The following is a 19,531-nucleotide window of genomic DNA, read 5'->3' on the forward strand; positions in this document are numbered from 1 at the left end:
GCGTCAAGTGGTCGTGCGCGGAGGGGATTTACCTGCTGCGCACCCCCTTGACGGGCCCATGGCTCGGAGCTAGCTTCCCGGAATCCGCATTGAAACATTTCATTCGCACCGTGTTCGGCACGCATCAGGAGACTCCGTGAGCCAGTCAGTTCCGACCGGCGTTCCGGTCCTCGCCCTCAAGGGGGTGAACAAGTCCTTCGGCGCCGTACGGGCCCTCCGGGACGTCTCGCTCGAGCTCTTCGCCGGGGAGGCGCACGCCCTGGCCGGGGAGAACGGCGCGGGCAAGTCGACGCTCATCAAGGCGCTGGCCGGAGTGCACCGGCCGGACTCCGGCGAGGTGCTGCTGGACGGCGAACCGGTGGTCTTCCACGGCCCCGCCGACGCCCGCGACGTGGGCATCGCCGTGATCTACCAGGAGCCGACGCTCTTCCCCGATCTGTCGATCGCCGAGAACATCTTCATGGGCCGTCAGCCCCGGCGGGCGCTCGGCCGGATCGACCACAAGGCGGTACGGGCGCAGGTCGCCGGTCTGATGGCGCGGCTCGGTGTCGACCTCGACCCGGACCGGCCCGCGCGCGGGCTGTCCATCGCCGACCAGCAGATCGTGGAGATCGCCAAGGCGCTCTCCTTCGACGCCCGCGTACTGATCATGGACGAGCCGACGGCGGCGCTGACCGGCAGCGAGACCGCCCGGCTCTTCGCGGTGGTCGAGGCGCTGCGGGCGGAGGGCGCCGCGGTGCTGTTCATCTCGCACCGGCTGGAGGAGATCTTCGAGCTGTGTCAGCGGGTCACCACGCTCCGGGACGGGCGCTGGGTGGCGTCCGAGCCGCTGGACGGGCTGACGCAGGACGACCTCGTACGCCGCATGGTCGGCCGGGACCTGGAGGAGCTGTACCCCAAGCAGCCGACCCGGGTCGGCGAGACCGCGCTGTCCGTGCGCAGGCTGACCCGGGAGGGCGTCTTCCGGGACGTGTCGTTCGACGTGCGGCGCGGGGAGATCGTCGCGCTCGCGGGGCTGGTCGGCGCCGGGCGCAGCGAGGTCGCGCAGGCCGTCTTCGGGGTGGACCGGGCGGACGCGGGAGAGGTGCGGGTGGGCGGCACGGTGCTGCGGCCCGGCTCGCCGACCGCCGCCATGGACGCCGGGCTCGCGCTCGTCCCCGAGGACCGGCGCCAGCGCGGCCTGGTCATGGAGATGTCCATCGAACGCAACATCGGGCTGACCGGGCTGGACCGGCTGGGCCGCGCGGGGATGGTGAAGCGCGCGCTGGAGCGCGGCCGGGCGTCGGACTGGGCGGTGCGGCTCCAGCTGAAGTACGGCAGCCTCGGCGACCACGTCGGGGTGCTGTCCGGCGGCAACCAGCAGAAGGTCGTGCTCGCCAAGTGGCTGGCCACCGACCCGGCGGTGCTCATCGTGGACGAGCCGACGCGCGGCATCGACGTCGGGACGAAGGCCGAGGTGCACCGGCTGCTGTCGTCGCTGGCCGCCGAGGGGCTCGCGGTGCTGATGGTCTCCTCCGATCTGCCCGAGGTGCTCGGCATGGCCGATCGGGTGCTGGTGATGCACGAGGGTCGGCTGGTCGCCGAGATCCCGCGGGCCGAGGCCACCGAGGAGTCGGTGATGGCCGCCGCGACGGGCCTCGGCGGCGAGGGGAGGGCGGCATGACGGTCACGGTCGAGAAACCCGCACCGGCGCCGGACACGGAACGCTCGGCGCGCTCGCTGGTCGACGCCGTCTTCCGGGCGCGGGAGATCAGCATCGCGGGCGCGCTGGTGCTGCTGGTGCTGTTCACCTGGGTCGCCGAGCCCCGCTTCCTGAACGACCAGGGCATCAAGGACCTGCTGCTGAACGCCGCGATCCTGGTGCTGCTCGCGGTCGGGCAGTCCGTCGTGGTCATCACCCGCAACGTCGACCTGTCGGTGGGCTCCGTGGTGGGCCTGTCCGCCTTCGCCTGCGGGAAGTTCGTCTCGGGGACGGACCACGGGGTGCTGACGGTGCTGCTGCTCGGCGTCCTTGTCGGCGCGGTCTGCGGCCTCGTCAGCGGATCGCTCGTCAGCTTCGGCGAGGTGCCCGCGCTGGTGGTCACGCTCGGGATGCTCTACATCATCCAGGGCCTCGACTACTGGTGGGCGCAAGGGGAGCAGATCAACGCCGCCGACGTGCCGCAGTCCGTGCTGGACCTGGGCAGCGGCAGTGTCCTGGGGCTGCCGTATCTGCCGCTGATCTCCCTAGCGGTGCTCGCCGGGACCGCGTACGTCCTGCGGACGTACCGCAGCGGCCGGGAGCTGTACGCCATCGGCTCCAACCCCGAGGCCGCCCGGCTCGCCGGGGTGCCGATCCGGCGGCGGGTGCTCGGCGCGTACCTCTTCTCCGGGGCCGTCTCCGGCTTCGCGGGAGCGCTGTGGCTGGCCCGCTTCGGGACCGTCGTCGCGGACAACGCGCACGGCTGGGAGCTGACCGTGGTCAGCGCGGTCGTGGTCGGCGGGGTCGCCATCGTCGGCGGCACCGGCACCGTGTGGGGCGCGGCGCTGGGTGCACTGCTGCTCACCACCATCGGCAGCGCGCTGGCCGTGCTGAAGGTCGACTCCTTCTGGGCGGACGCCATCGCGGGCGCGCTGCTGCTGGCCGCCATCAGCGTGGACCGGATCGTGAACGTGCGCATGACCCGTGCGCTGAGGAAGAGGAGCGCGCGATGAAGCCGAGGTGGGACACCGCGGTCGGGGTGCTGCTGGTGGCCGTCTTCGTCGCCGGGCTCGGTACGACGGACGGCTTCGCGAGCCGCGACAACCTCGCCTTCGCCTTCAACGACATCGCCGAGGTCGCGCTGATGGCGCTGCCGATGACGCTGCTGGTGGTGGCCGGGCAGGTCGATCTGTCGGTGGCCTCGATGCTCGGCCTGTCCAGCGCGCTGACCGGTGAACTGTGGGACAAGGGCTGGGCGTTCGAGACCATCGTGCCGATCGTGCTGCTGGTCGGCGTGGCCGGCGGGCTGCTCAACGGCTGGCTGGTCACCCGGGTCGGGCTGCCGTCGCTCGCCGTCACCATCGGCACGCTCGCGCTGTACCGGGGGCTGGCCTCGGTGGTGCTCGGTTCGAACGCCATCACCGACTTCCCCGAGACGTACGCGAAGTGGGCGGTCGACACCACCACCGTGCCCGGGACCTTCCTCACCTATCCGGTGGCGCTGTTCATCGTGCTGGCCGTGGTCGCCGCCGTGGTGCTGCACTCCACCGGGCTCGGCCGGTCGCTGTTCGCCATCGGCGCCCAGGAGGACGCCGCGTACTTCGCGGGCATCCGCGTCAAGCGGATCAAGCTGCTGCTGTTCGTCGTGGCGGGGCTCGTCTCCGCCTTCGCCGGGGTGGTGTTCACCCTGCGGTACGGCAGCGCCCGCGCCGACAACGGGCAGGGCTTCGAAATGCTGGTCATCGCCGCTGTCCTGCTGGGCGGGGTCGACTTCGACGGCGGCAAGGGGACCCTGTTCGGCGCGGTCGCCGGGGTGCTGCTCATCGGCGTCCTGAAGAACCTGCTGACCCTCAACGACGTGGCCAACGAGGTCCAGGTGATCGTCACCGGGCTGCTGCTGGTGGCGTCCGTCCTCACCCCGCGCCTGATCACCACCGTGAGTGCCTGGCGCCATCGGCGCGCCGCCACGACGAGTTGACACAGATACGGCTGAAAGGTCACCCATGATCCAGCGTTCCTCCGCGCGGCGCCGTGCCGCCGCCACCGCGGCCGCGGTCTGCGCCCTCGCCGTCACCCTCGCCGGCTGTGGCGGCACCACCAAGAAGGACACCGACAACAGCGGCAAGGCCGACAGCGGATCGCAGGCCAAGGCCAACCCCGACGCCCCGCTGAAGAAGGGGCTGAAGCTCGCCTTCCTGCCCAAGCAGATCAACAACCCGTACCTGAAGATCCTGGACACCTCCGGGATCGGCGCCGCCCGGGAGTTCGGCGGCAAGGGCAAGGAGGTCGGGCCGTCCGACGCCAGCGCCTCCTCCCAGGTGTCGTACATCAACACCCTGGTCCAGCAGCGGCAGGACGCCATCCTCATCGCCGCCAACGACCCCAACGCGGTGTGCGGCCCGCTCAAGCAGGCCATGAAGAAGAACATCAAGGTCGTCGCGTACGACTCGGACACCGCCCCGGCGTGCCGCCAGCTGTTCATCAACCAGGCCGGCTCGGAGGAGATCGGCCGCAGCCAGGTCCAGCACCTGGCCAAGCAGCTCGACTACAAGGGCGAGATCGCGATCCTTTCGGCCACCCAGAACGCGACCAACCAGAACACCTGGATCGGGTTCATGAAGGACGAGCTGAAGAAGCCCGCGTACAAGAACATGAAGCTGGTCAAGACGGTGTACGGGGACGACGACGACCAGAAGTCGTTCCAGGAGACCCAGGGCCTGCTGAAGGCGTACCCGAAGCTGAAGGGCATCATCTCGCCCACCACGGTCGGCATCGCCGCGGCCGCCCGCTACATCAGCGACTCCTCGTACAAGGGCAAGGTCGTGCTGAACGGCCTCGGCACGCCCAACCAGATGCGCAAGTACGTCAAGGACGGCACCGTCGAGCAGTTCGCGCTGTGGGACCCCAAGAAGCTGGGGTACCTGGGCTCGTACGCTGCCGCGGCGCTCGCCTCCGGGCAGATCACCGGGGCCGAGGGGGAGAAGTTCAAGGCCGGGAAGCTCGGTGAGTACACCGTCGGCAAGAAGGGCGAGGTCATCCTCGGCCCGCCCACGGTCTTCGACAAGTCCAACATCGACAAGTTCCACTTCTGAGGCGGCCCGTGATGCGGCGTGTGTGTTTTCTGCTGAAGGTCCGTCAGGACCGGCTGGCCGAGTACCGCGAGCGGCACGAGGCCGTGTGGCCGGAGATGCTGGAGGCGCTCTCGGCGGCCGGGTGGCACAACTACTCGCTCTTCCTGCGGGAGGACGGGCTGCTGGTCGGCTATCTGGAGACCGAGGACTTCGCGGCCGCGCAGGCCGCGATGGCCGCCACCGACGTCAACGCGCGGTGGCAGGCGGAAATGGCCGACTTCTTCGAGGCATTGGACGGCGCGAAGCCGGATGAGGCCATGACACCGCTCACCGAAGTGTTCCACCTCGCCTAGGACACGTAGGAGACAAACGCATATGAGACCCCTGGCCGTCGCCGTGCTGGCCACCGCCCTCATCAGCGCCGCCATCCCCACCGGAAGCGCGACCGCCGCCCCGAGCGCCCCCGGCCCGGCGGTCAGCAAGGTCGCCGACACCCAGCTCGACCCCGGGGCCGTGTACTTCGAGTCGTACAACGGCCTCGTCAACAACAACGCGTTCCAGAAGAACGGGCTGCTCACCTACCAGGGCTACCAGTACGCCGTCTGGTACACCGGCGACCGCACCGCCGTCATCGGGCGCCGCGCGCTGGGCCGGGCGGACTGGCAGACCGTCCGGCTGCCGCACAAGCTCACCACCGACGACTCCCACAACGTGATCTCCATGGGGATCTCGCGCGTCGACGGCCGACTCCACCTCAACATGGACTCACACAGCAGTGGCTTCTTCTACGTGAAGTCGGTGGCCGGGCTGCTGGACGACCCCGCCGGACACCCCTGGAACAGCGCACAGTTCGGCGCCGTGCAGACGACCCTGGACGGGCTCGCGCTCACGTCCCAGTTCACGTATCCGCAGTTCGTGGCCACCCCCGAGGGCCGCCTCCAGCTCAGCTACCGCGTCGGGGTCTCCGGCAACGGCCGCAACGCGCTGGCCGAGTACGACGGCACCAAGTGGACCGCGCTCGGCGAGTGGTCCGCGTCCACCGGCACGTACACCAGCGAGCACGGCTCCAGCACCGCCCGCAACATGTATCTGCACGGCATCGACTACGGCGCCGACGGCCGGTTGCACGCCTTCTACACCTGGCGCGAGCAGAACACCGCGGTGATGTGCAACGCCGGTGGCCTCACCAACCACGACACCGGCTACGTCTACAGCACCGACCGCGGCCGCACCTGGCGCAACGCGGCGGGCACCGTGGTCGGCACCACCGGCGGCGCCGACAAGGTGACCGTGAACGACACCGGCACCGTCGTCGATCCGCTGGGCCCCGACCACTCGCTGATGAACCAGGAGAGCCAGGCCACCGACTCCGCCGGGCGCCCCCACGCCGTCATCAGCTACGTCCCCGGCCGCTTCGGCCAGTGCACCACCGACTACGTGGCCGACCGGACCAGAGACGGCCGCGCCTTCCACCTCTTCAAGAACGCCGCGGGCGCCTGGAAGAAGACCGAGATCCCGGTCGCGCTCAACTCCAGCCAGCGCACCCACCTGGCCTTCGACACATACGACAACGCCTACGCCGTCATGCCGTACGGCCGCATCGTCGCCGCGTCCAGCGCGTCCGGATACACCGACTGGAAGACGCTCTTCGACGGCAGCGGGCTGAACGCCTTCGGCGAGGTCGTCGTCGACGACACCCGACTCGCCCAGGACGGCGTGCTGTCGTTCATGTACCAGCGGAAGTCGAGCGGCACCACGCCCTCGGCCCTCCGCGTCATCGACTTCCGACTGCCGGGCTAGGGGACTTGAGCGCCCACGGCGTCGGCATCAAGGAGGTGGCGAAGGCCGCCGGGGTCTCGGTCGGCACGGTCTCCAACGTCATCAACCGCCCGGACTCGGTGTCCGAGCGGACCCGGGCCCGGGTGCTGTCCACCATCGAGCGGCTGGGGTACGTACGCAGCGAGTCGGCGCGCCAGCTGCGCGCGGGCCACAGCCGCATCGTCGGGCTGCTGGTGCTCGACATGGCGAACCCCTTCTTCGTGGACGTGGCGGGCGGCGCCGAGCGCGCGGCGCGCGAGGCGGGCCTCGGGGTGATGGTGTGCAACAGCGCGCAGAGCGCCCAGGAGGAGGCCGACTACCTGGGGCTCTTCACCGAGCAGCGGGTACGCGGCGTCCTCGTCACCCCCGCCGACACCACCGGCCGCAACCTGGAGTCCTTCCGGCGGCACGGCATTCCGTTCGTCTACGTCGACCGCGAGGTGCCCAGCGCCGAGGGCTGCTCGGTGTCGGTCGACGACATCGAGGGCGGCACGCTCGCCGCCCGCCACCTCCTCGGCCAGGGGCATCGCGCGCTGGCGTACGTCAGCGGCCCGATGCACCTCGCCCAGTGCCGCGACCGCCGCGCCGGCGCGCTGACCGCTCTGCGGGAGGGAGGGGTCGCCGAGGCCGCGCTGCGCCACGTGGAGGTGGAGCGGCTGGACGTGGCGGGCGGCCGGGACGCGGGGGCGCGGCTGCTGGGCATGGCACCGCGTCCGACGGCGGTGTTCTGCGCGAACGACCTGCTGGCGCTGGGGGTGTTGCAGGCGCTGTACGCGGCGGGGGTGTCGGTGCCGGGCGAGGTGGCGCTGGTGGGTTACGACGACATCGAGTTCGCGGCGGCCGCTGCGGTGCCGCTGACCTCGGTGCGCCGCCCCGCGTTCCGGATGGGGCGTACGGCGGCCGAGCTGCTGATCGAGGAGACCGGCGACGAGGCCGACGCCCACCGCCACCGGCGGATCGTGCTGCGGCCCGAACTCGTCGTCCGCGGATCGAGCCTGACCCGTGGCTAGCGGGCCGCGGCGAGTTCGGTGAGGACCTCGACGGCGCGGTCGATCTCGGCCTCGGTGTTGTAGTAGTGCGGCGAGAGCCGTACCAGCGGGTGGACGTCCCGGTCCTCGGTGTCGAACTGGGTCTGCGCCGGGTCGGTGGTGCTGACGTTGATGCCGCGCCCGGCGAGGGCGGCGGCGACATCGGCCGTCGCCATGGTGCCGACCTCGCAGGTGACGATCGCGCACCGCTGCCGGCCGAGGTCGTGGGTGGTGATGCCGGGAACGGCGTCCAACTGGTCGCGCAGACGGGCGCCGAGCTCGAAGGTGCGTCGGCCGATCTCGTCCATGCCGAGGTCCAGGGCCTGCTGGACGGCGGCGCTCAGCCCCAGAACGTTGGAGTAGCCGACCTCCCATGTCTCGAAACGCCGCGCGCCGTCCTTCCAGGTGAAGCTGCGTTTGCCGTCCCAGGTGGCAGCGGCGACGTCGGTCACGTGCGGCTCCAGGTATGCGTGTGCCTCGGGGCGCACCCAGAGGAAGCCCGTGCCGCGCGGGCCGCGCAGGAATTTGCGGCCGGTGGCAGTGAGCATGTCGCAGCCGAGCTCCGCGACGTCCACGGGGAACTGGCCGACGGACTGGGTGGCGTCGAGAAGGAAGGGAACGCCGGCGGCGCGGGTGACGCGTCCGATCTCGGCGGCCGGGTTGACCAGGCCGCCGCTGGTGGGGACGTGGGCGATGCCCACCAGCTTGGTGCGGTCGTCGATGAGGTTCGCGAGGGCCGTGGTGTCGAGCTGGCCGGACTCGTCGTTGGGGACGACGACGACCTCGGCTCCGGTGCGCCGGGCCGTCTGCAAATAGGCGAGGACGCTGCTGCCGTACTCGGCCCGGCCTGTGAGGATGCGGTCGCCCGGCTTGAACGTCATGGAGTAGAACGCGGCGTTCCAGGCGTGGGTGGAGTTGTCGAACAGCGCGATCTCGTCCGCCCGGCCGCCCACCAGTCGGGCGATGTGCCCGTGGGTGGCGTCGATGCGGTCCCGTTCCTGGTCCGCTGCCTCGTAGCCGCCGATCGCGGCCTCCAGCTCCAGGTGGGAGATCACGGCCTTGAGCGTCTGCCGCGACAGCAGGCCCGCGCCCGCGTTGTTGAGGTGAATCCGGTTCGCGGTGCCCGGGGTGTCCTGGCGGAGCGCTTCGATGTCCATGCCCGTTTCCCATCTGTGCGGTGCTGCTCTGCCTTCACGTTTCCAAAGCACCTCCCTTCAGTAAAGTGAACGTTTCTGGAGGAGACAGGCCGTAAAAATTGATGGATGGAGTGAGGGCTGTGCACAATCTGCGCCGCCTGGTGGTGCTGCGGGAACTGAAGCACCGTGGCACGCTGGCCGCTGTCGCCTCGGCCATGTCCTACAGCCCCTCGGCTGTCTCCCAGCAGCTGACGCTGCTGGAGTCCGAGGTCGGCGCACCGCTGCTGGAGCGGGAAGGCAGGGGGGTCCGGCTGACGCCGCAGGCGGAAATCCTCGTCGCCCGCACGGAGAAGGCGCTGCGGGAGCTGGAGCGCGCCGAGGCGGAGATCGCGGCCTCGCTGCGGGAGACATCCGGGACGATCAAGGTTGCGGCCTTCCAGACCGCGATGCTCGCACTGGTGCCCGTCGCGTTGACCTGGCTGCGGGAGAACCATCCCCGGATAAGGGTGGAGGCCACACAGGCCGAGCCCGACACCTCGCTGCCGGGTCTGCTCACCCGGGACTTCGACCTCGTGATCGACGAGACGTTCCCCGGGCACGCGCGCCCGGCCCGCGCCTCCGAGTTCGAGCACCACCCGCTGTGCGAGGACCCCATGCGGCTGGCCACCCCCGCACCCGTGGTGTCGCTCGCTGATCTGGCCGAGCGCCCCTGGGTGATGGAACCCGCCGGCACGCCCGCCCGGGCATGGGCGACCGGCATGTGTCACGCCGCCGGGTTCGAGCCGGACGTCGTCTACGTGTCCGCGGACATGCTGGTCCACGCACGGCTGGTCGAGGAGGGCCACGCGGTGGCCTTCCTGCCCGACATGCTGTGGTTCGATCGGACCCCCGGTCTCCTCCTCGTCGGCTCAGCGGGCCACACCCGCACCGTGCACGCGACCGTACGCGCCGGAGCCGGGGAGCATCCCCTGATCCAGACCTTCCTCACCGCGATCCGCCACGCGATCGGCGAACTGGCCGCCCGTACCGGGTGACCGCCGCATGCCGGGGCGCCCGCAGCAAGGGCTGGTGCAGCTCGCACAAGATCATCCCGCGGCGGGTTTCCGGCGTATCCGGGGCATGCACCCATCCCCTCCGCGCACGCCATAGCATGGGTCCCGCGGCCGAGGTGGGTCGCGGGAAGGCGGAGGCCGAGGTCGTGGGACGCATGGTGGGGATCAAGGACGTCGCGCGGCAGGCGGGAGTGTCCGTCGGCACCGTCTCGAACGTGATCAACCGACCGGAGATGGTCGCCGAGGCCACCCGTGACCGGGTGCAGGCCGCGATCGAGCGGCTCGGCTACGTACGCAGCGAATCCGCGCGCCAGCTGCGCGCCGGACGCAGCCGGATCATCTCGCTGCTGGTGCTCGACATGGCGAACCCCTTCTTCGTGGACGTGGCCAGCGGCGCCGAGCGCGCCGCCCGGGACGCGGGCCTCGGCGTCATGGTGTGCAACAGCGCGCAGAGCCCCGACGAGGAGGCCGACTACCTGGGCCTCTTCGCCGAGCACCGGGTGCGCGGCGTCCTGGTGACCCCCGCCGACGCCACCGGCGGCAACCTGGAGAACTTCCGCCGCCACGACATCCCCTTCGTCCTGGTCGACCGCGAGGTGCCCAGCGCCGAGGGCTGCTCGGTGTCGGTGGACGACATCGAGGGCGGCGCGCTCGCCGTCCGCCATCTGCTCGCCCAGGGACACCGCGGGCTGGTGTACGTCAGCGGCCCGATGCAGCTGCCGCAGTGCCAGGACCGCCGCGCCGGGGCGCTCGCCGCGCTCGCCGACGAGGGCCTGCCGCCGGAGGCGCTGCTGCACATCGAGGCGGCGCGGCTGGACGTGGCGGCGGGCCGCGACGCCGGTGCCCGGCTACTGGGCATCTCACCCCGGCCGACCGCGGTGTTCTGCGCGAACGACCTGCTGGCGCTGGGCGTCCTCCAGGCGCTCTTCGCGGCGGGGGTGTCGGTGCCGGGCGAGGTGGCGCTGGTGGGTTACGACGACATCGAGTTCGCGGCGGCCGCTGCGGTGCCGCTGACCTCGGTGCGCCAGCCCGCGTTCCGGATGGGGCGTACGGCGGCGGAGCTGCTGATCGAGGAGACCGGCGAGGACGCCGAAGCCCACCGCCACCAGCGGATCGTCCTCCAGCCGGAACTGGTCGTGCGGGACTCGACGCTGGGGGCGAAGCCGGGCGTGTGAGCCCGCGGACTGTTCCCGGGCCGGACCGTCAGACGCCAGCCGGGGCAGGAGCCGCGTCCAGCAGGGCCCGGATCTCGCGCACCGCGGCCCGGCCCGCCCGGTTCGCCCCGACCGTGCTCGCGGACGGGCCGTAGCCGACCAGGTGCACCCGCGGATCCCGGACCGCCCGGGTCCCCTCGACGGCGATCCCGCCGCCCGGCTCGCGCAGCCGCAGCGGGGCGAGGTGGTCGATCGCGGCGCGGAAACCGGTGGCCCAGAGGATGACGTCCGCCGCCACCGCGCGGCCGTCCGCCCAGCTCACCCCGGACGTGGTGATCCGGTCGAACATCGGCAGCCGGTCCAGCACGCCCCGCGCCCGGGCCCGCTCCATCGCCTCCGTCATGGGCAGCCCGGTCACCGACACCACGCTCTGCGGCGGCAGCCCCCGCCGTACCCGCTCCTCCACCAGCGACACCGCGGCCCGCCCCTGGTCCTCGCCGAACGGCCCGCTGCGGAAGACCGGCGGGCGGCGGGTGACCCAGGTGGTCGAGGCCGCCACCTCGGCGATCTCCAGCAGATGCTGCACCCCGGACGTCCCGCCCCCGACCACGATCACCCGCTGCCCGGCGAACGCCTCCGGACCCGGGTACTGCGCGGTGTGCAACTGCCGCCCCCGGAAGGTCTCCTGCCCCGGGTAGCGCGGCCAGAAGGGGCGGTCCCAGGTGCCGGTCGCGTTGATCAGCGCGCGGGCGGACCACGTACCGGCCGAGGTCTCGACCCGTAGCCTGCCGTCATCCTCCCGTACGGCGGTGACGTGCACAGGACGGACGACCCGCAGGTCGAAGGCGCGCTCGTAACGTGCGAAGTACGCCGGGACCACCTCGGACGACGGCCGCTCGGGATCGGCATCGTCGCTGGTCAGCCGCATACCGGGCAGGTCGTACATCCCGTGCACCTTGCCGTACGTCAGCGACGGCCACCGGAACTGCCACGCCCCGCCGGGGGCGGGGGAGTGGTCGAGCACCACGAATCCGGTGCCCGGCTCGTATCCCGCCCGCCGCAGGTGATACGCCCCGGACAGCCCCGCCTGCCCGGCGCCCACGACCACGACGTCCACGTTGTTCATGCTTCTACTAACTCGGCTCCGGCGCCGGTTCTTCCCGGTCCTCCAGCCGCATGCCCCGGCTCTCGGCCACCCGCAGCGCGTCATGCAGCGCCTCGGCGAGCCGATGCCCCACGAAGCGCAGCTCACCGGCGTGCGCCTTGCGGTCCTGGAGGAGCGGGCGCGCATGCGCCAGCAGCTCGGCCCCGGTACGGAGCTGCACGGTCTCCATCTCGTCGGCCAGCCGTGAGATGTAGCCCGCGCCGGAGTCGTCGCTGACGAAGTAGCAGGGCTTGCCGTTCTCCGCGGGCCAGGGCAGGAGGCGGGGGCGTGGGGATGGCATGGGGCGGCTCCGTGGGATGGGGACGTGATGGCGGAAACAGCTTCGAGCGCGCGGAAGCTGACGCGCAAGATGACAGCTAATTTCCGCTTCAGATGGCATATGTGACCGAGTGGGCAATTGGCCTGATGCGCTGGTCTGCCGCTGCCAGACTCGGGACCCGCATCACGGCATGGCAGGCTCGACCCGACGGAAGGCATACTCGTGGCAGCACCAACAGGACCGACGGTCCGTCGCATGCAACTCGGCTGGGAACTCAAGCGGTTGAGGGACAAGGCCGGATTCACCCTCGCGGAGGCGGTGGACGGGTTGACGTTTTCCACCACGAAGCTGTTCCGCGTCGAGAACGGGCTCTCTGCCCTGCCCAAGGCCGCGGACCTGAAGGCCCTCCTGGACCGGTACGGCGTCGAGGACGAGGAAGACATCGACTTCCTCATGCAGATCCACCGCGATTCCCTCAACCGGGGCTGGTGGTCCGTCTACCGAAGTGTGCTTCCGTCCGGCATGGGGATGCACATCGGTTTGGAGAGCGGCGCCCGCACCAGCCGGACGTGGCAGCCGAACGTGGTCTTCGGCTTGCTGCAAACCGATCGCTACGCGAGGGAGCTGTTCCAGGCCGCCAAGCCGGTCGAAGAGACCACGACCGAGTTCGTCGAACGGCACATCCAGATCCGCATGGAACGGAAGAAAGCCCTGACGCGCAGGGACAACCCCATGGAACTCTGGGTCATCCAGGACGAAGCCTCGCTGCGACGCGTGGTCGGCAGCCCCGAAGTGATGCGCGAGCAATACGAGGAGATCCAGACCCTGCTGCGGCTCGACAATGTGACGGTCCAGATCATTCCGATGGCCACACCCGCCTATCGGCCTCACACGAACTTCAACCTGTGGGAGTTCGGCGCCCCGCTGCCGTCGGTGGTGCAGAGCGACGCCGTCGACGGATCCGACATCAGCGACAAGGAAACGACGATCTGGTCCTTCTCACGCAGGTTCGAAAACCTGCGGGCCGCCGCTCTCGCGCCTGGCGAGACACCGGCGTTCCTGCAACGACTAGCACGGGAGATCTGACATGACCCACGGCATAGCAACCAACGTCGCACCCGAGGCGGCCTGGTTCAAATCCTCCTACAGCGAAGCGAACGGCACCGGCTGCGTGGAGATCGCCCACCTCACCCGCACCACCGAGGTCGGTATCCGTGACTCCAAGGACAAGACCGGCCCTGCCCTGGTGGTCCCGGCCGGCGCGTGGACCGCGTTCGTCAGCGCGGTAAGGTCCAACCTCTGCTGACGGAGGAACGGGGGAGGGCCTTGAGGCCGAATCGGGTGTGGTGGCACGTCGCCCCACTGCTGCTGATGGCGGTCGTGGCGGGCTGCGGCTCCGGTTCCTCACCATCCGGAGGTGGAAAGGTGCCCGAGGTCAAGGAGGCGGACGACCTGCCGACGCTGCCCATCGACCGGTACAAGCTCGGCAAGCGGGCCACCAAGGAGTTCGACACGGCGCGGGATCGCCTCGCACAGCGCTGCATGGTGGGCCTCGGCTTCGCCGACTTCCCCCTGGACCCGAAACCCCCGAAGAGTTCCGGGCCGTCGGGGTCGTCGCTCCTGACGCTCCGCGCGAGCGAGACGCCGTTGGGGCCGCTCGACCTCGACCGGGCGAAGCGGTGGGGGTACGGCTGGGCGCCGAAGGCAAGCCCGTTGGGCGGGGCCGGGCCGAAGGGCCGCGCCATGACGGACAAGGAGTTCGCGGCCCTGTACGGCCTGTCCGGCTCCCGCGCCCCGAAGGGCGGCTGCGCCGGACAGGGGGACCGGCAGCTGCTCAAGGGCGTCGCGGACACCACCCACATGTGGGCGTACCCCAGCCGTCGCGAGCAGCGGTTGGAGGCGGCGGTGGCCAAGGACCCGCGCCTGCGGAAGGCGTTCGCGACCTGGTCGGACTGTGTCGTGGACAAGGGGTTCAAGCGGTACGGGAACCCGGAGGCCGCTCGGAAGGACAAGGCCTGGGGCACGCGCCGCGACGGCAACACCACACACACCGAGCGGGAAGTCGGCACTGCCGTCGCGGACATCGAGTGCAAGCGGAAGCACAACACCCTCGGGGTGTGGTGGTCCGTGATGGCGAAGCGTCAGCGGGCCGACATCGACCGGAACAAGGCCGCGTACGAAGCGGTCCGACGGGACCTGGACACGCTGCGGGCCAACGCACGCTCGATCCCCTAGGCCGGGCCGGTGGTACCTTCCAGGAAAACTGTCCGGCGAGAGACACGGGGGCGGAATGCCTGCGTATGTCATTTCCGAGGTCGAGGTGCTCGACGAGTCGCGCGCCGCCACCTACCGCGAGCTGGCGGCTGAGTCGATCGCCCGCTACGGCGGCCGCTATCTCGCCCGGGGCCGCCATCCGGACGCGGTGGAGGGGGAGTGGCCGGACGAGCGGCGGATGGTGATCCTCGAGTTCCCCTCCATGGCCGAGGCCCGCCGCTGGTACGCGTCCCCCGAGTACGCCGAGGCGCTGGAGATCCGTAAGGACGCCCTGGACCGCAGGCTGCTGTTCGTCGACGGCGGGCCCTGACCACAACGGCGGGCCCGACCGCGGACGTACGTACGGGCCTACCGGCCCCCGGCGACCAGCAGCGGCGCGCCGCCCGCGGTCGGGGTGTCCGCCACCAGACCGCGCGAAGCCAGTTCCGGCGTCACGCCCTCGCCGAACCAGTACGCCTCCTCCAGGTGCGGGTAGCCCGACAGCACGAAGTGCTCGATGCCCAGGGCGTGGTACTCCTCGATCCGGTCGGCGATCTCCGCATGGCTGCCGACCAGCGCCGTCCCCGCGCCGCCGCGCACCAGCCCGACCCCCGCCCACAGGTTGGGCGAGATCTCCAGCTGGTCGCGCGAGCCGCCGTGCAGGGCCAGCATCCGCTGCTGCCCCACGGACTCGCTGCGCCCGAGCGCCTGTTGGGCCCCGGCGATCGCCTCCGGGTCGAGGTCGTCCAGCAGCCGGTCGGCGACGGCCCATGCCTCGCGTGAGGAGTCGCGGGCGATGGTGTGCAGGCGGATGCCGAAACGGACCTCCCGGCCCTCCCGTTCCGCCAGACCTCGGATCCAGTCGATCTTCTCCTTGACCTGGGCGGGCGGTTCGCCCCAGGTCAGATAGACGTCCGTGTGCCGGGCGGCGACCGGCCCGGCGGCCGGGGACGAGCCGCCGAAGAAGATCTGCGGCAGCGGGTCGGGCGGCACCGCGGTCAGCCCGCCCGCGATCCGGTAGTGCTCACCGTCGAAGTCGTAGGCTTTGCCATCCCACACACCCCGTACGACCTCCAGGAACTCTGCCGTGCGCGCGTACCGCTGGTCGTGGTCGAGATGGTCGCCGAAGCGCCGCTGCTCGGTGGAGTCACCGCCGGTGACGATGTTGAGCAGCAGCCGCCCGCGGGTGACCCGCTGGTACGTCGCGGCCATCTGCGCCGCCAGCACCGGTGAGATCAGCCCCGGGCGGAAGGCCACCAGGAACTTCAGCCGTTCGGTGTGCTGGGCGAGCGCCGCCGTCGTCAGCCACGCGTCCTCGCACCACGTGCCGGTCGGGGTCAGCACCGCCTCGAACCCCAGGTGCTCGGCGGCCTTGGCGATCTGCGCGAGGTAGTCGATGTCGGGCGTCCGGACACCGCTCACCGGGGTGATGCGCGAGCGGTCACCGCCGGTGTAGGCGTGCCGGTCGACCAGGGTGCGCCCGTCGCCGCCCGTCGGCAGGAACCAGTGCAGGTGGACGGACATCACGAGCCCTTCCCGAAGGTGCGGGGCGCGGTGCTGGACGGCGGCAGTCCGCCGTTGAAGCGGGTGTCCACGTAGTCGGAGAAGTTGAAGCGACGCGGGGTGAGCTTCAGCTTGGCGAAGGTGTCCGCGATCTCCTGCTCGGAGGCGATGGCGGGCTTGTCGACGGCGGTGTACACCCGGGTGCCGTTGGTGCGCTTCACGGAGTCCAGCGCCACGTCGTACGGGAGCCCGGTCTCCTTGCCCCACACCTTGGCCCATGCCTCGGGGTGCTTGTACACCCAGTTCTGGGCGCGCCGCAGCCGCTCCAGGTAGTCCTTGATGACCTTCGTCTTCTTCTTGTCGTCGAGGGAGGTGGGGTTGGCGACCTGGAAGTTGAGGCCGTTGGTCACCCCTTTGCCGGTGGTGATCACCCGTGCGTCCGCCTGGTGCTCAGCCTGTGCGGTGTACGGGTCCCAGATGGCCCAGGCGTCCACCTTGCCGCCCTTGAAGGCCGCCAGGGCGTCGGCGGGCTGGAGGAAGCTGACCTTGACGTCCTTGATCGAGAGCCCGGCCTTCCGGAGCGAGGCGACGAGCTGGAAGTGGGCCGAGCTGCCCTGCGCGACCGCGACCCTCTTGCCCTTGAGGTCGGCGGTCTTCTTCAGCGGCGAGCCCTTCTTCACCACGATCGCCTCGCCGTCGGTCGTGCCGTGCTTGGCGCCCACGATCTTGATCTTGGACTTGGCGGCTGCGGCGACGACGGGCGGGGTGTTGCCGACGCCGCCGATGTCCACGGCCTTGGCGCTCACGGCCTCCAGGATCGGCGGACCGGAGGTGAACGTCGACCACTTGATCTTGTAGGGAAGGTTCTTCAGTTCACCGGCGGCACGCAGCACCGCCTCGTCATTGCCCTTCTGATCGCCGACGTTCAGGGTCACATCGCCCTTGCCGTCGGTGTTACCGGCCGCGCCGGACGAGGCGTTGTTCGAGTTCGAGCTGACGCATGCGGACAGCGGCAGGACGAGGGAGATGAGCAGGGCAGGGGCGAGTCGCCGTCTCATGGCAGCGGGATTCCGTTCGTGAGGGTCGTACAAGAGGGGGAGGGGGAGATGTGGCTACGCGACCTTCTCGACCTCGGCGGCTTCGGGTGCCTCCACACCCAGCCGGTCCAGCAGTTGGGCGCGCAGAGCCGCGATGGAGGGGTCGGCGATGGCGCGCGGGCGGTCACGGTCCACCCGGACCTCATGCGCGATGACGCCGCCGTCCATCACCAGCACGCGGTCGGCGAGCAGCAGCGCCTCCTCGACGTCGTGCGTCACCAGCAGCACCGCGCAGCCGCGGCTCTGCCACAACTCGGCGACCAGCCGCTGCGCGGTGATCCGGGTGAGCGCGTCCAGCGCGCCGAACGGCTCGTCGAGCAGCAGCAGATCGGGTTCGCGCACCAGCGCCCGGGCGAGCGAGGCGCGCTGGGCCTCGCCACCGGACAGCGTCTTGGGCCAGGCGTCGGTACGGTGGCCGAGCCCGACCTCCTCCAGCGCCTTCTCGGCGACCTCCCGCCCGGGGCGGCCGGGAAGGCCGAGCAGCACATTGCGCCACACCTTCTTCCACGGCATCAGGCGCGGCGCCTGGAAGGCGACGGCCTTGCGCTGCGGGACCAGCACCTCGCCGGTGATTTCCCGGTCGAGCCCGGCCAGTACGCGCAGCAGCGTCGACTTGCCGCAGCCGCTGCGGCCGAGCAGCGCCACGAACTCGCCGCGCGGAATGGTCAGTTCGAGGTTGTCGATGACGGCGCGGCCGTCGAAGGACCGGGTGAGCGAGTCGACCCGTACCGCCGCGTCGTCCGTCGTTTCCTTCGTGGTGTCCTTCGCGAGGAGGTTCACTTGCCGGTGAAGGTCGGTCGCCATTGCAGCAGCAGCCTCTCCAGAGTGCGGACGATGAAATCGGCGAGCAGGCCGAGGGCGGCGTAGACGATCAGGCAGACCACGATCACATCGGTCTGGAAGAACTCACGCGCACGGTTGAGCAGGAAGCCGATTCCGTCGTCCGCGTTGATCGTCTCGCCGAAGACCAGCGCCAGCCAGGCGGTGGCCAGCGAGTACCGCAGCCCGGTCATGGCCCCGGGCAGCGCGCCCGGCAGCACCACATGGCGGATCAGCGCCCAGCGCCCGAGCCCGAGCGAGTTCCCGGCCTCGATGAGCTGCGCGTCCACACCGCGGATGCCCGCGTACACGTTCAGATAGAGATGGAAGGTGACACCGAGCGCGATCAGCGCGATCTTGGGGGCCTCGCCGATGCCCATCCAGATGATGAACAGCGGGATCATCCCGACCCACGGGATGGTGCGGAACATCTGCACGCTCGCGTCGACCAGGTCCTCGCCGAGCCGCGACAGCCCGGAGATCAGCGCCAGGGCAACCCCGACGATCCCGCCGATCACCAGCCCGTTCAGCACCCGCTGCACCGACACCAGCATGGCGTGCGGCAGTGTGCCGTCCTGGACCATGCCGGAGGCGGTACCGGCGATGGTGCCGGGCGAGGCGAGCATGTCGGAGGGCAGTACGCCAGTCGCACTGCACACCTGCCAGAGCAGCAGCAGGAAGAGGGGACCGGTCGTGCGGCGCAGCCAGCGGGGTACGGAGCGACGGCGCGCGGACAGCGGCACGACCGGTTCGAGAAGAACCGGGGACACGGGGACTCCAGAAAAGGGGTACGCCTCGGCGCCCGCACGGCACGACGGTCAGCATGGGACGGCGGTCAGCGCGGTGCGACGAAAACGAAAAGGAGGGAGGGGTGAGAGAAGGTCAGCAGGCGCCAGGACACGTGGCGGACGCCACCCGCAGCAGGTCGATGTGACCGCGCGTGGTGAGCAGGGCTGACGTAGACATGCCCCTGAAGCTAGCCAGCGGGTCCGACCGGGGTCAACGCCGTCTTGCCCCTCGGACCTTTGTTGCGGGAGTTTTAACGGAGCACGTACGAGGATGGAGTCATGGCTACTTTCCGCACCCACACGCTCGACATCACCACCGGCACCACCGAGACCGTCGCCGACCTCACCGCCGACTGCGAGGCGTACCTGCGCGAGGTGGCGCAGGGCGCCGACGGCCTGCTCAATGTGTTCGTCCCGCACGCGACTGCCGGTATCGCGATTCTGGAGACGGGCGCGGGCAGCGACACCGACCTCCTCGCCGCCCTCCGTGACCTCCTCCCCGCCGACGACCGCTGGCGCCACCGCCACGGCTCCCCGGGCCACGGCCGCGACCACGTCCTCCCGGCCATCGTCCCGCCCCACGCCACCCTCCCGGTCGTCGGCGGCAGCCTGGCGCTCGGCACGTGGCAGTCGGTGTGCCTGGTCGACACCAACCGGGACAACCCCCACCGCAAGGTCCGGCTGAGCTTCCTGGGCTGACCGGCCGT

Annotated in this window: 22 protein-coding genes; 14 read left to right on the forward strand and 8 right to left on the reverse strand. The window is 70.6% G+C overall.

The features are described 5' to 3' along the window. Positions 1 to 136: 136 nt before the first annotated feature. Genes EEJ42_RS09760 through EEJ42_RS09790 form a run of 7 tightly spaced genes read left to right on the forward strand, consistent with a single transcriptional unit; the run spans position 137 to position 7,580 of the window. Positions 137 to 1,663, forward strand: coding sequence for a sugar ABC transporter ATP-binding protein (locus EEJ42_RS09760; RefSeq protein WP_123099570.1), 1,527 nt, complete (start codon positions 137 to 139; stop codon positions 1,661 to 1,663). Beyond that, on the forward strand, positions 1,660 to 2,694 hold the full coding sequence (locus EEJ42_RS09765) for an ABC transporter permease (protein ID WP_123099571.1): 1,035 nt from the start codon (positions 1,660 to 1,662) through the stop codon (positions 2,692 to 2,694). The genes EEJ42_RS09760 and EEJ42_RS09765 overlap by 4 nt, the downstream gene beginning before the upstream one ends. Beyond that, entirely contained in the window at positions 2,691 to 3,659 is a 969-nt protein-coding gene (locus EEJ42_RS09770) for an ABC transporter permease (protein ID WP_123099572.1), read from the forward strand. Before EEJ42_RS09765 ends, EEJ42_RS09770 begins: the two co-directional genes overlap by 4 nt. A 25-nt stretch (positions 3,660 to 3,684) precedes the next feature. Continuing rightward, entirely contained in the window at positions 3,685 to 4,773 is a 1,089-nt protein-coding gene (gene rhaS / locus EEJ42_RS09775) for a rhamnose ABC transporter substrate-binding protein (protein ID WP_123099573.1), read from the forward strand. A gap of 11 nt (positions 4,774 to 4,784) precedes the next feature. Then, positions 4,785 to 5,105, forward strand: coding sequence for an L-rhamnose mutarotase (locus tag EEJ42_RS09780; protein ID WP_123099574.1), 321 nt, complete (start codon positions 4,785 to 4,787; stop codon positions 5,103 to 5,105). Between the two features lie 22 nt (positions 5,106 to 5,127). Continuing rightward, a complete protein-coding gene (locus EEJ42_RS09785; RefSeq protein ID WP_123099575.1) occupies positions 5,128 to 6,552 on the forward strand; it encodes a BNR repeat-containing protein in 1,425 nt (474 codons plus the stop codon). Positions 6,553 to 6,557: 5 nt separating this feature from the next. Further along, the gene (locus EEJ42_RS09790; RefSeq protein ID WP_123099576.1) at positions 6,558 to 7,580 is read left to right on the forward strand and encodes a LacI family DNA-binding transcriptional regulator; all 1,023 of its coding nucleotides are present in this window, start codon (positions 6,558 to 6,560) and stop codon (positions 7,578 to 7,580) included. On the opposite strand, the gene EEJ42_RS09795 is transcribed toward EEJ42_RS09790, so the two are convergent. Next, complete coding sequence (locus tag EEJ42_RS09795; protein ID WP_123099577.1) at positions 7,577 to 8,755, reverse strand: aminotransferase class V-fold PLP-dependent enzyme; 1,179 nt, start codon at positions 8,753 to 8,755, stop codon at positions 7,577 to 7,579. The two genes, EEJ42_RS09790 and EEJ42_RS09795, sit on opposite strands and share 4 nt — an antisense overlap. A gap of 119 nt (positions 8,756 to 8,874) precedes the next feature. Between EEJ42_RS09795 and EEJ42_RS09800 the strand changes: the two genes are divergently transcribed. Together EEJ42_RS09800 and EEJ42_RS09805 are read left to right on the forward strand one after the other, a co-directional pair. Further along, positions 8,875 to 9,768 (forward strand): LysR family transcriptional regulator, encoded by an 894-nt coding sequence (locus tag EEJ42_RS09800; RefSeq protein WP_246096295.1) that lies wholly within the window; start codon positions 8,875 to 8,877, stop codon positions 9,766 to 9,768. Positions 9,769 to 9,941: 173 nt separating this feature from the next. Then, positions 9,942 to 10,961 carry a LacI family DNA-binding transcriptional regulator gene (locus EEJ42_RS09805; RefSeq protein ID WP_123099579.1) on the forward strand — a complete coding sequence of 340 codons (1,020 nt, stop codon included), beginning with the start codon at positions 9,942 to 9,944 and terminating at the stop codon, positions 10,959 to 10,961. A 28-nt stretch (positions 10,962 to 10,989) separates the two neighbouring features. Here the strand turns inward: EEJ42_RS09805 and EEJ42_RS09810 are convergent, their stop codons facing one another. Together EEJ42_RS09810 and EEJ42_RS09815 are read right to left on the reverse strand one after the other, a co-directional pair. Then, complete coding sequence (locus EEJ42_RS09810) at positions 10,990 to 12,066, reverse strand: NAD(P)-binding domain-containing protein (RefSeq protein WP_123099580.1); 1,077 nt, start codon at positions 12,064 to 12,066, stop codon at positions 10,990 to 10,992. 7 nt (positions 12,067 to 12,073) lie between these two features. Continuing rightward, on the reverse strand, positions 12,074 to 12,385 hold the full coding sequence (locus tag EEJ42_RS09815) for a hypothetical protein (protein ID WP_123099581.1): 312 nt from the start codon (positions 12,383 to 12,385) through the stop codon (positions 12,074 to 12,076). Positions 12,386 to 12,619: 234 nt separating this feature from the next. Between EEJ42_RS09815 and EEJ42_RS09820 the strand changes: the two genes are divergently transcribed. The 4 genes from EEJ42_RS09820 (at position 12,620) to EEJ42_RS09835 (ending at position 14,948) form a co-directional block, all read left to right on the forward strand. Then, a complete protein-coding gene (locus EEJ42_RS09820; RefSeq protein WP_246096297.1) occupies positions 12,620 to 13,450 on the forward strand; it encodes a helix-turn-helix domain-containing protein in 831 nt (276 codons plus the stop codon). A 1-nt stretch (position 13,451) separates the two neighbouring features. After that, on the forward strand, positions 13,452 to 13,670 hold the full coding sequence (locus tag EEJ42_RS09825; RefSeq protein WP_123099583.1) for a DUF397 domain-containing protein: 219 nt from the start codon (positions 13,452 to 13,454) through the stop codon (positions 13,668 to 13,670). Positions 13,671 to 13,789: 119 nt separating this feature from the next. Beyond that, a complete protein-coding gene (locus EEJ42_RS09830; protein WP_246096299.1) occupies positions 13,790 to 14,599 on the forward strand; it encodes a hypothetical protein in 810 nt (269 codons plus the stop codon). 55 nt (positions 14,600 to 14,654) lie between these two features. Further along, positions 14,655 to 14,948, forward strand: coding sequence for a DUF1330 domain-containing protein (locus EEJ42_RS09835; RefSeq protein WP_123099584.1), 294 nt, complete (start codon positions 14,655 to 14,657; stop codon positions 14,946 to 14,948). A gap of 38 nt (positions 14,949 to 14,986) precedes the next feature. Here EEJ42_RS09835 and EEJ42_RS09840 read toward each other — a convergent pair whose 3' ends face one another. The 5 genes from EEJ42_RS09840 to EEJ42_RS54570 all read right to left on the reverse strand — a co-directional run bounded on the left by EEJ42_RS09840 (position 14,987) and on the right by EEJ42_RS54570 (position 19,002). After that, a complete protein-coding gene (locus EEJ42_RS09840) occupies positions 14,987 to 16,141 on the reverse strand; it encodes an LLM class flavin-dependent oxidoreductase (RefSeq protein WP_123099585.1) in 1,155 nt (384 codons plus the stop codon). Further along, the gene (locus EEJ42_RS09845; RefSeq protein ID WP_123099586.1) at positions 16,141 to 17,178 is read right to left on the reverse strand and encodes an ABC transporter substrate-binding protein; all 1,038 of its coding nucleotides are present in this window, start codon (positions 17,176 to 17,178) and stop codon (positions 16,141 to 16,143) included. Before EEJ42_RS09845 ends, EEJ42_RS09840 begins: the two co-directional genes overlap by 1 nt. 54 nt (positions 17,179 to 17,232) lie before the next feature. Then, a complete protein-coding gene (locus tag EEJ42_RS09850) occupies positions 17,233 to 18,021 on the reverse strand; it encodes an ABC transporter ATP-binding protein (RefSeq protein ID WP_123099587.1) in 789 nt (262 codons plus the stop codon). After that, complete coding sequence (locus tag EEJ42_RS09855) at positions 17,994 to 18,806, reverse strand: ABC transporter permease (protein WP_123099588.1); 813 nt, start codon at positions 18,804 to 18,806, stop codon at positions 17,994 to 17,996. Before EEJ42_RS09855 ends, EEJ42_RS09850 begins: the two co-directional genes overlap by 28 nt. A 112-nt stretch (positions 18,807 to 18,918) precedes the next feature. Then, complete coding sequence (locus EEJ42_RS54570; RefSeq protein ID WP_370593019.1) at positions 18,919 to 19,002, reverse strand: putative leader peptide; 84 nt, start codon at positions 19,000 to 19,002, stop codon at positions 18,919 to 18,921. A gap of 101 nt (positions 19,003 to 19,103) precedes the next feature. Between EEJ42_RS54570 and EEJ42_RS09860 the strand changes: the two genes are divergently transcribed. Further along, positions 19,104 to 19,523, forward strand: coding sequence for a YjbQ family protein (locus EEJ42_RS09860; protein WP_123099589.1), 420 nt, complete (start codon positions 19,104 to 19,106; stop codon positions 19,521 to 19,523). Positions 19,524 to 19,531 lie beyond the last annotated feature (8 nt).

This window comes from Streptomyces botrytidirepellens (assembly GCF_003721215.1).
GTDB classification, from domain to species: domain Bacteria; phylum Actinomycetota; class Actinomycetes; order Streptomycetales; family Streptomycetaceae; genus Streptomyces; species Streptomyces himastatinicus.

Coding starts and splice junctions, on each gene's coding strand:
- EEJ42_RS09765 (WP_123099571.1), top strand. CDS start 1,660: ATGACGGTCACGGTCGAGAAACCCGCACCGGCGCCGGACACGGAACGC.
- EEJ42_RS09770 (WP_123099572.1), top strand. CDS start 2,691: ATGAAGCCGAGGTGGGACACCGCGGTCGGGGTGCTGCTGGTGGCCGTC.
- rhaS (WP_123099573.1), top strand. CDS start 3,685: ATGATCCAGCGTTCCTCCGCGCGGCGCCGTGCCGCCGCCACCGCGGCC.
- EEJ42_RS09780 (WP_123099574.1), top strand. CDS start 4,785: ATGCGGCGTGTGTGTTTTCTGCTGAAGGTCCGTCAGGACCGGCTGGCC.
- EEJ42_RS09785 (WP_123099575.1), top strand. CDS start 5,128: ATGAGACCCCTGGCCGTCGCCGTGCTGGCCACCGCCCTCATCAGCGCC.
- EEJ42_RS09795 (WP_123099577.1), bottom strand. CDS start 8,755: ATGGACATCGAAGCGCTCCGCCAGGACACCCCGGGCACCGCGAACCGG.
- EEJ42_RS09805 (WP_123099579.1), top strand. CDS start 9,942: ATGGTGGGGATCAAGGACGTCGCGCGGCAGGCGGGAGTGTCCGTCGGC.
- EEJ42_RS09810 (WP_123099580.1), bottom strand. CDS start 12,066: ATGAACAACGTGGACGTCGTGGTCGTGGGCGCCGGGCAGGCGGGGCTG.
- EEJ42_RS09815 (WP_123099581.1), bottom strand. CDS start 12,385: ATGCCATCCCCACGCCCCCGCCTCCTGCCCTGGCCCGCGGAGAACGGC.
- EEJ42_RS09820 (WP_246096297.1), top strand. CDS start 12,620: ATGCAACTCGGCTGGGAACTCAAGCGGTTGAGGGACAAGGCCGGATTC.
- EEJ42_RS09825 (WP_123099583.1), top strand. CDS start 13,452: ATGACCCACGGCATAGCAACCAACGTCGCACCCGAGGCGGCCTGGTTC.
- EEJ42_RS09835 (WP_123099584.1), top strand. CDS start 14,655: ATGCCTGCGTATGTCATTTCCGAGGTCGAGGTGCTCGACGAGTCGCGC.
- EEJ42_RS09840 (WP_123099585.1), bottom strand. CDS start 16,141: ATGTCCGTCCACCTGCACTGGTTCCTGCCGACGGGCGGCGACGGGCGC.
- EEJ42_RS09845 (WP_123099586.1), bottom strand. CDS start 17,178: ATGAGACGGCGACTCGCCCCTGCCCTGCTCATCTCCCTCGTCCTGCCG.
- EEJ42_RS09850 (WP_123099587.1), bottom strand. CDS start 18,021: ATGGCGACCGACCTTCACCGGCAAGTGAACCTCCTCGCGAAGGACACC.
- EEJ42_RS54570 (WP_370593019.1), bottom strand. CDS start 19,002: ATGTCTACGTCAGCCCTGCTCACCACGCGCGGTCACATCGACCTGCTG.
- EEJ42_RS09860 (WP_123099589.1), top strand. CDS start 19,104: ATGGCTACTTTCCGCACCCACACGCTCGACATCACCACCGGCACCACC.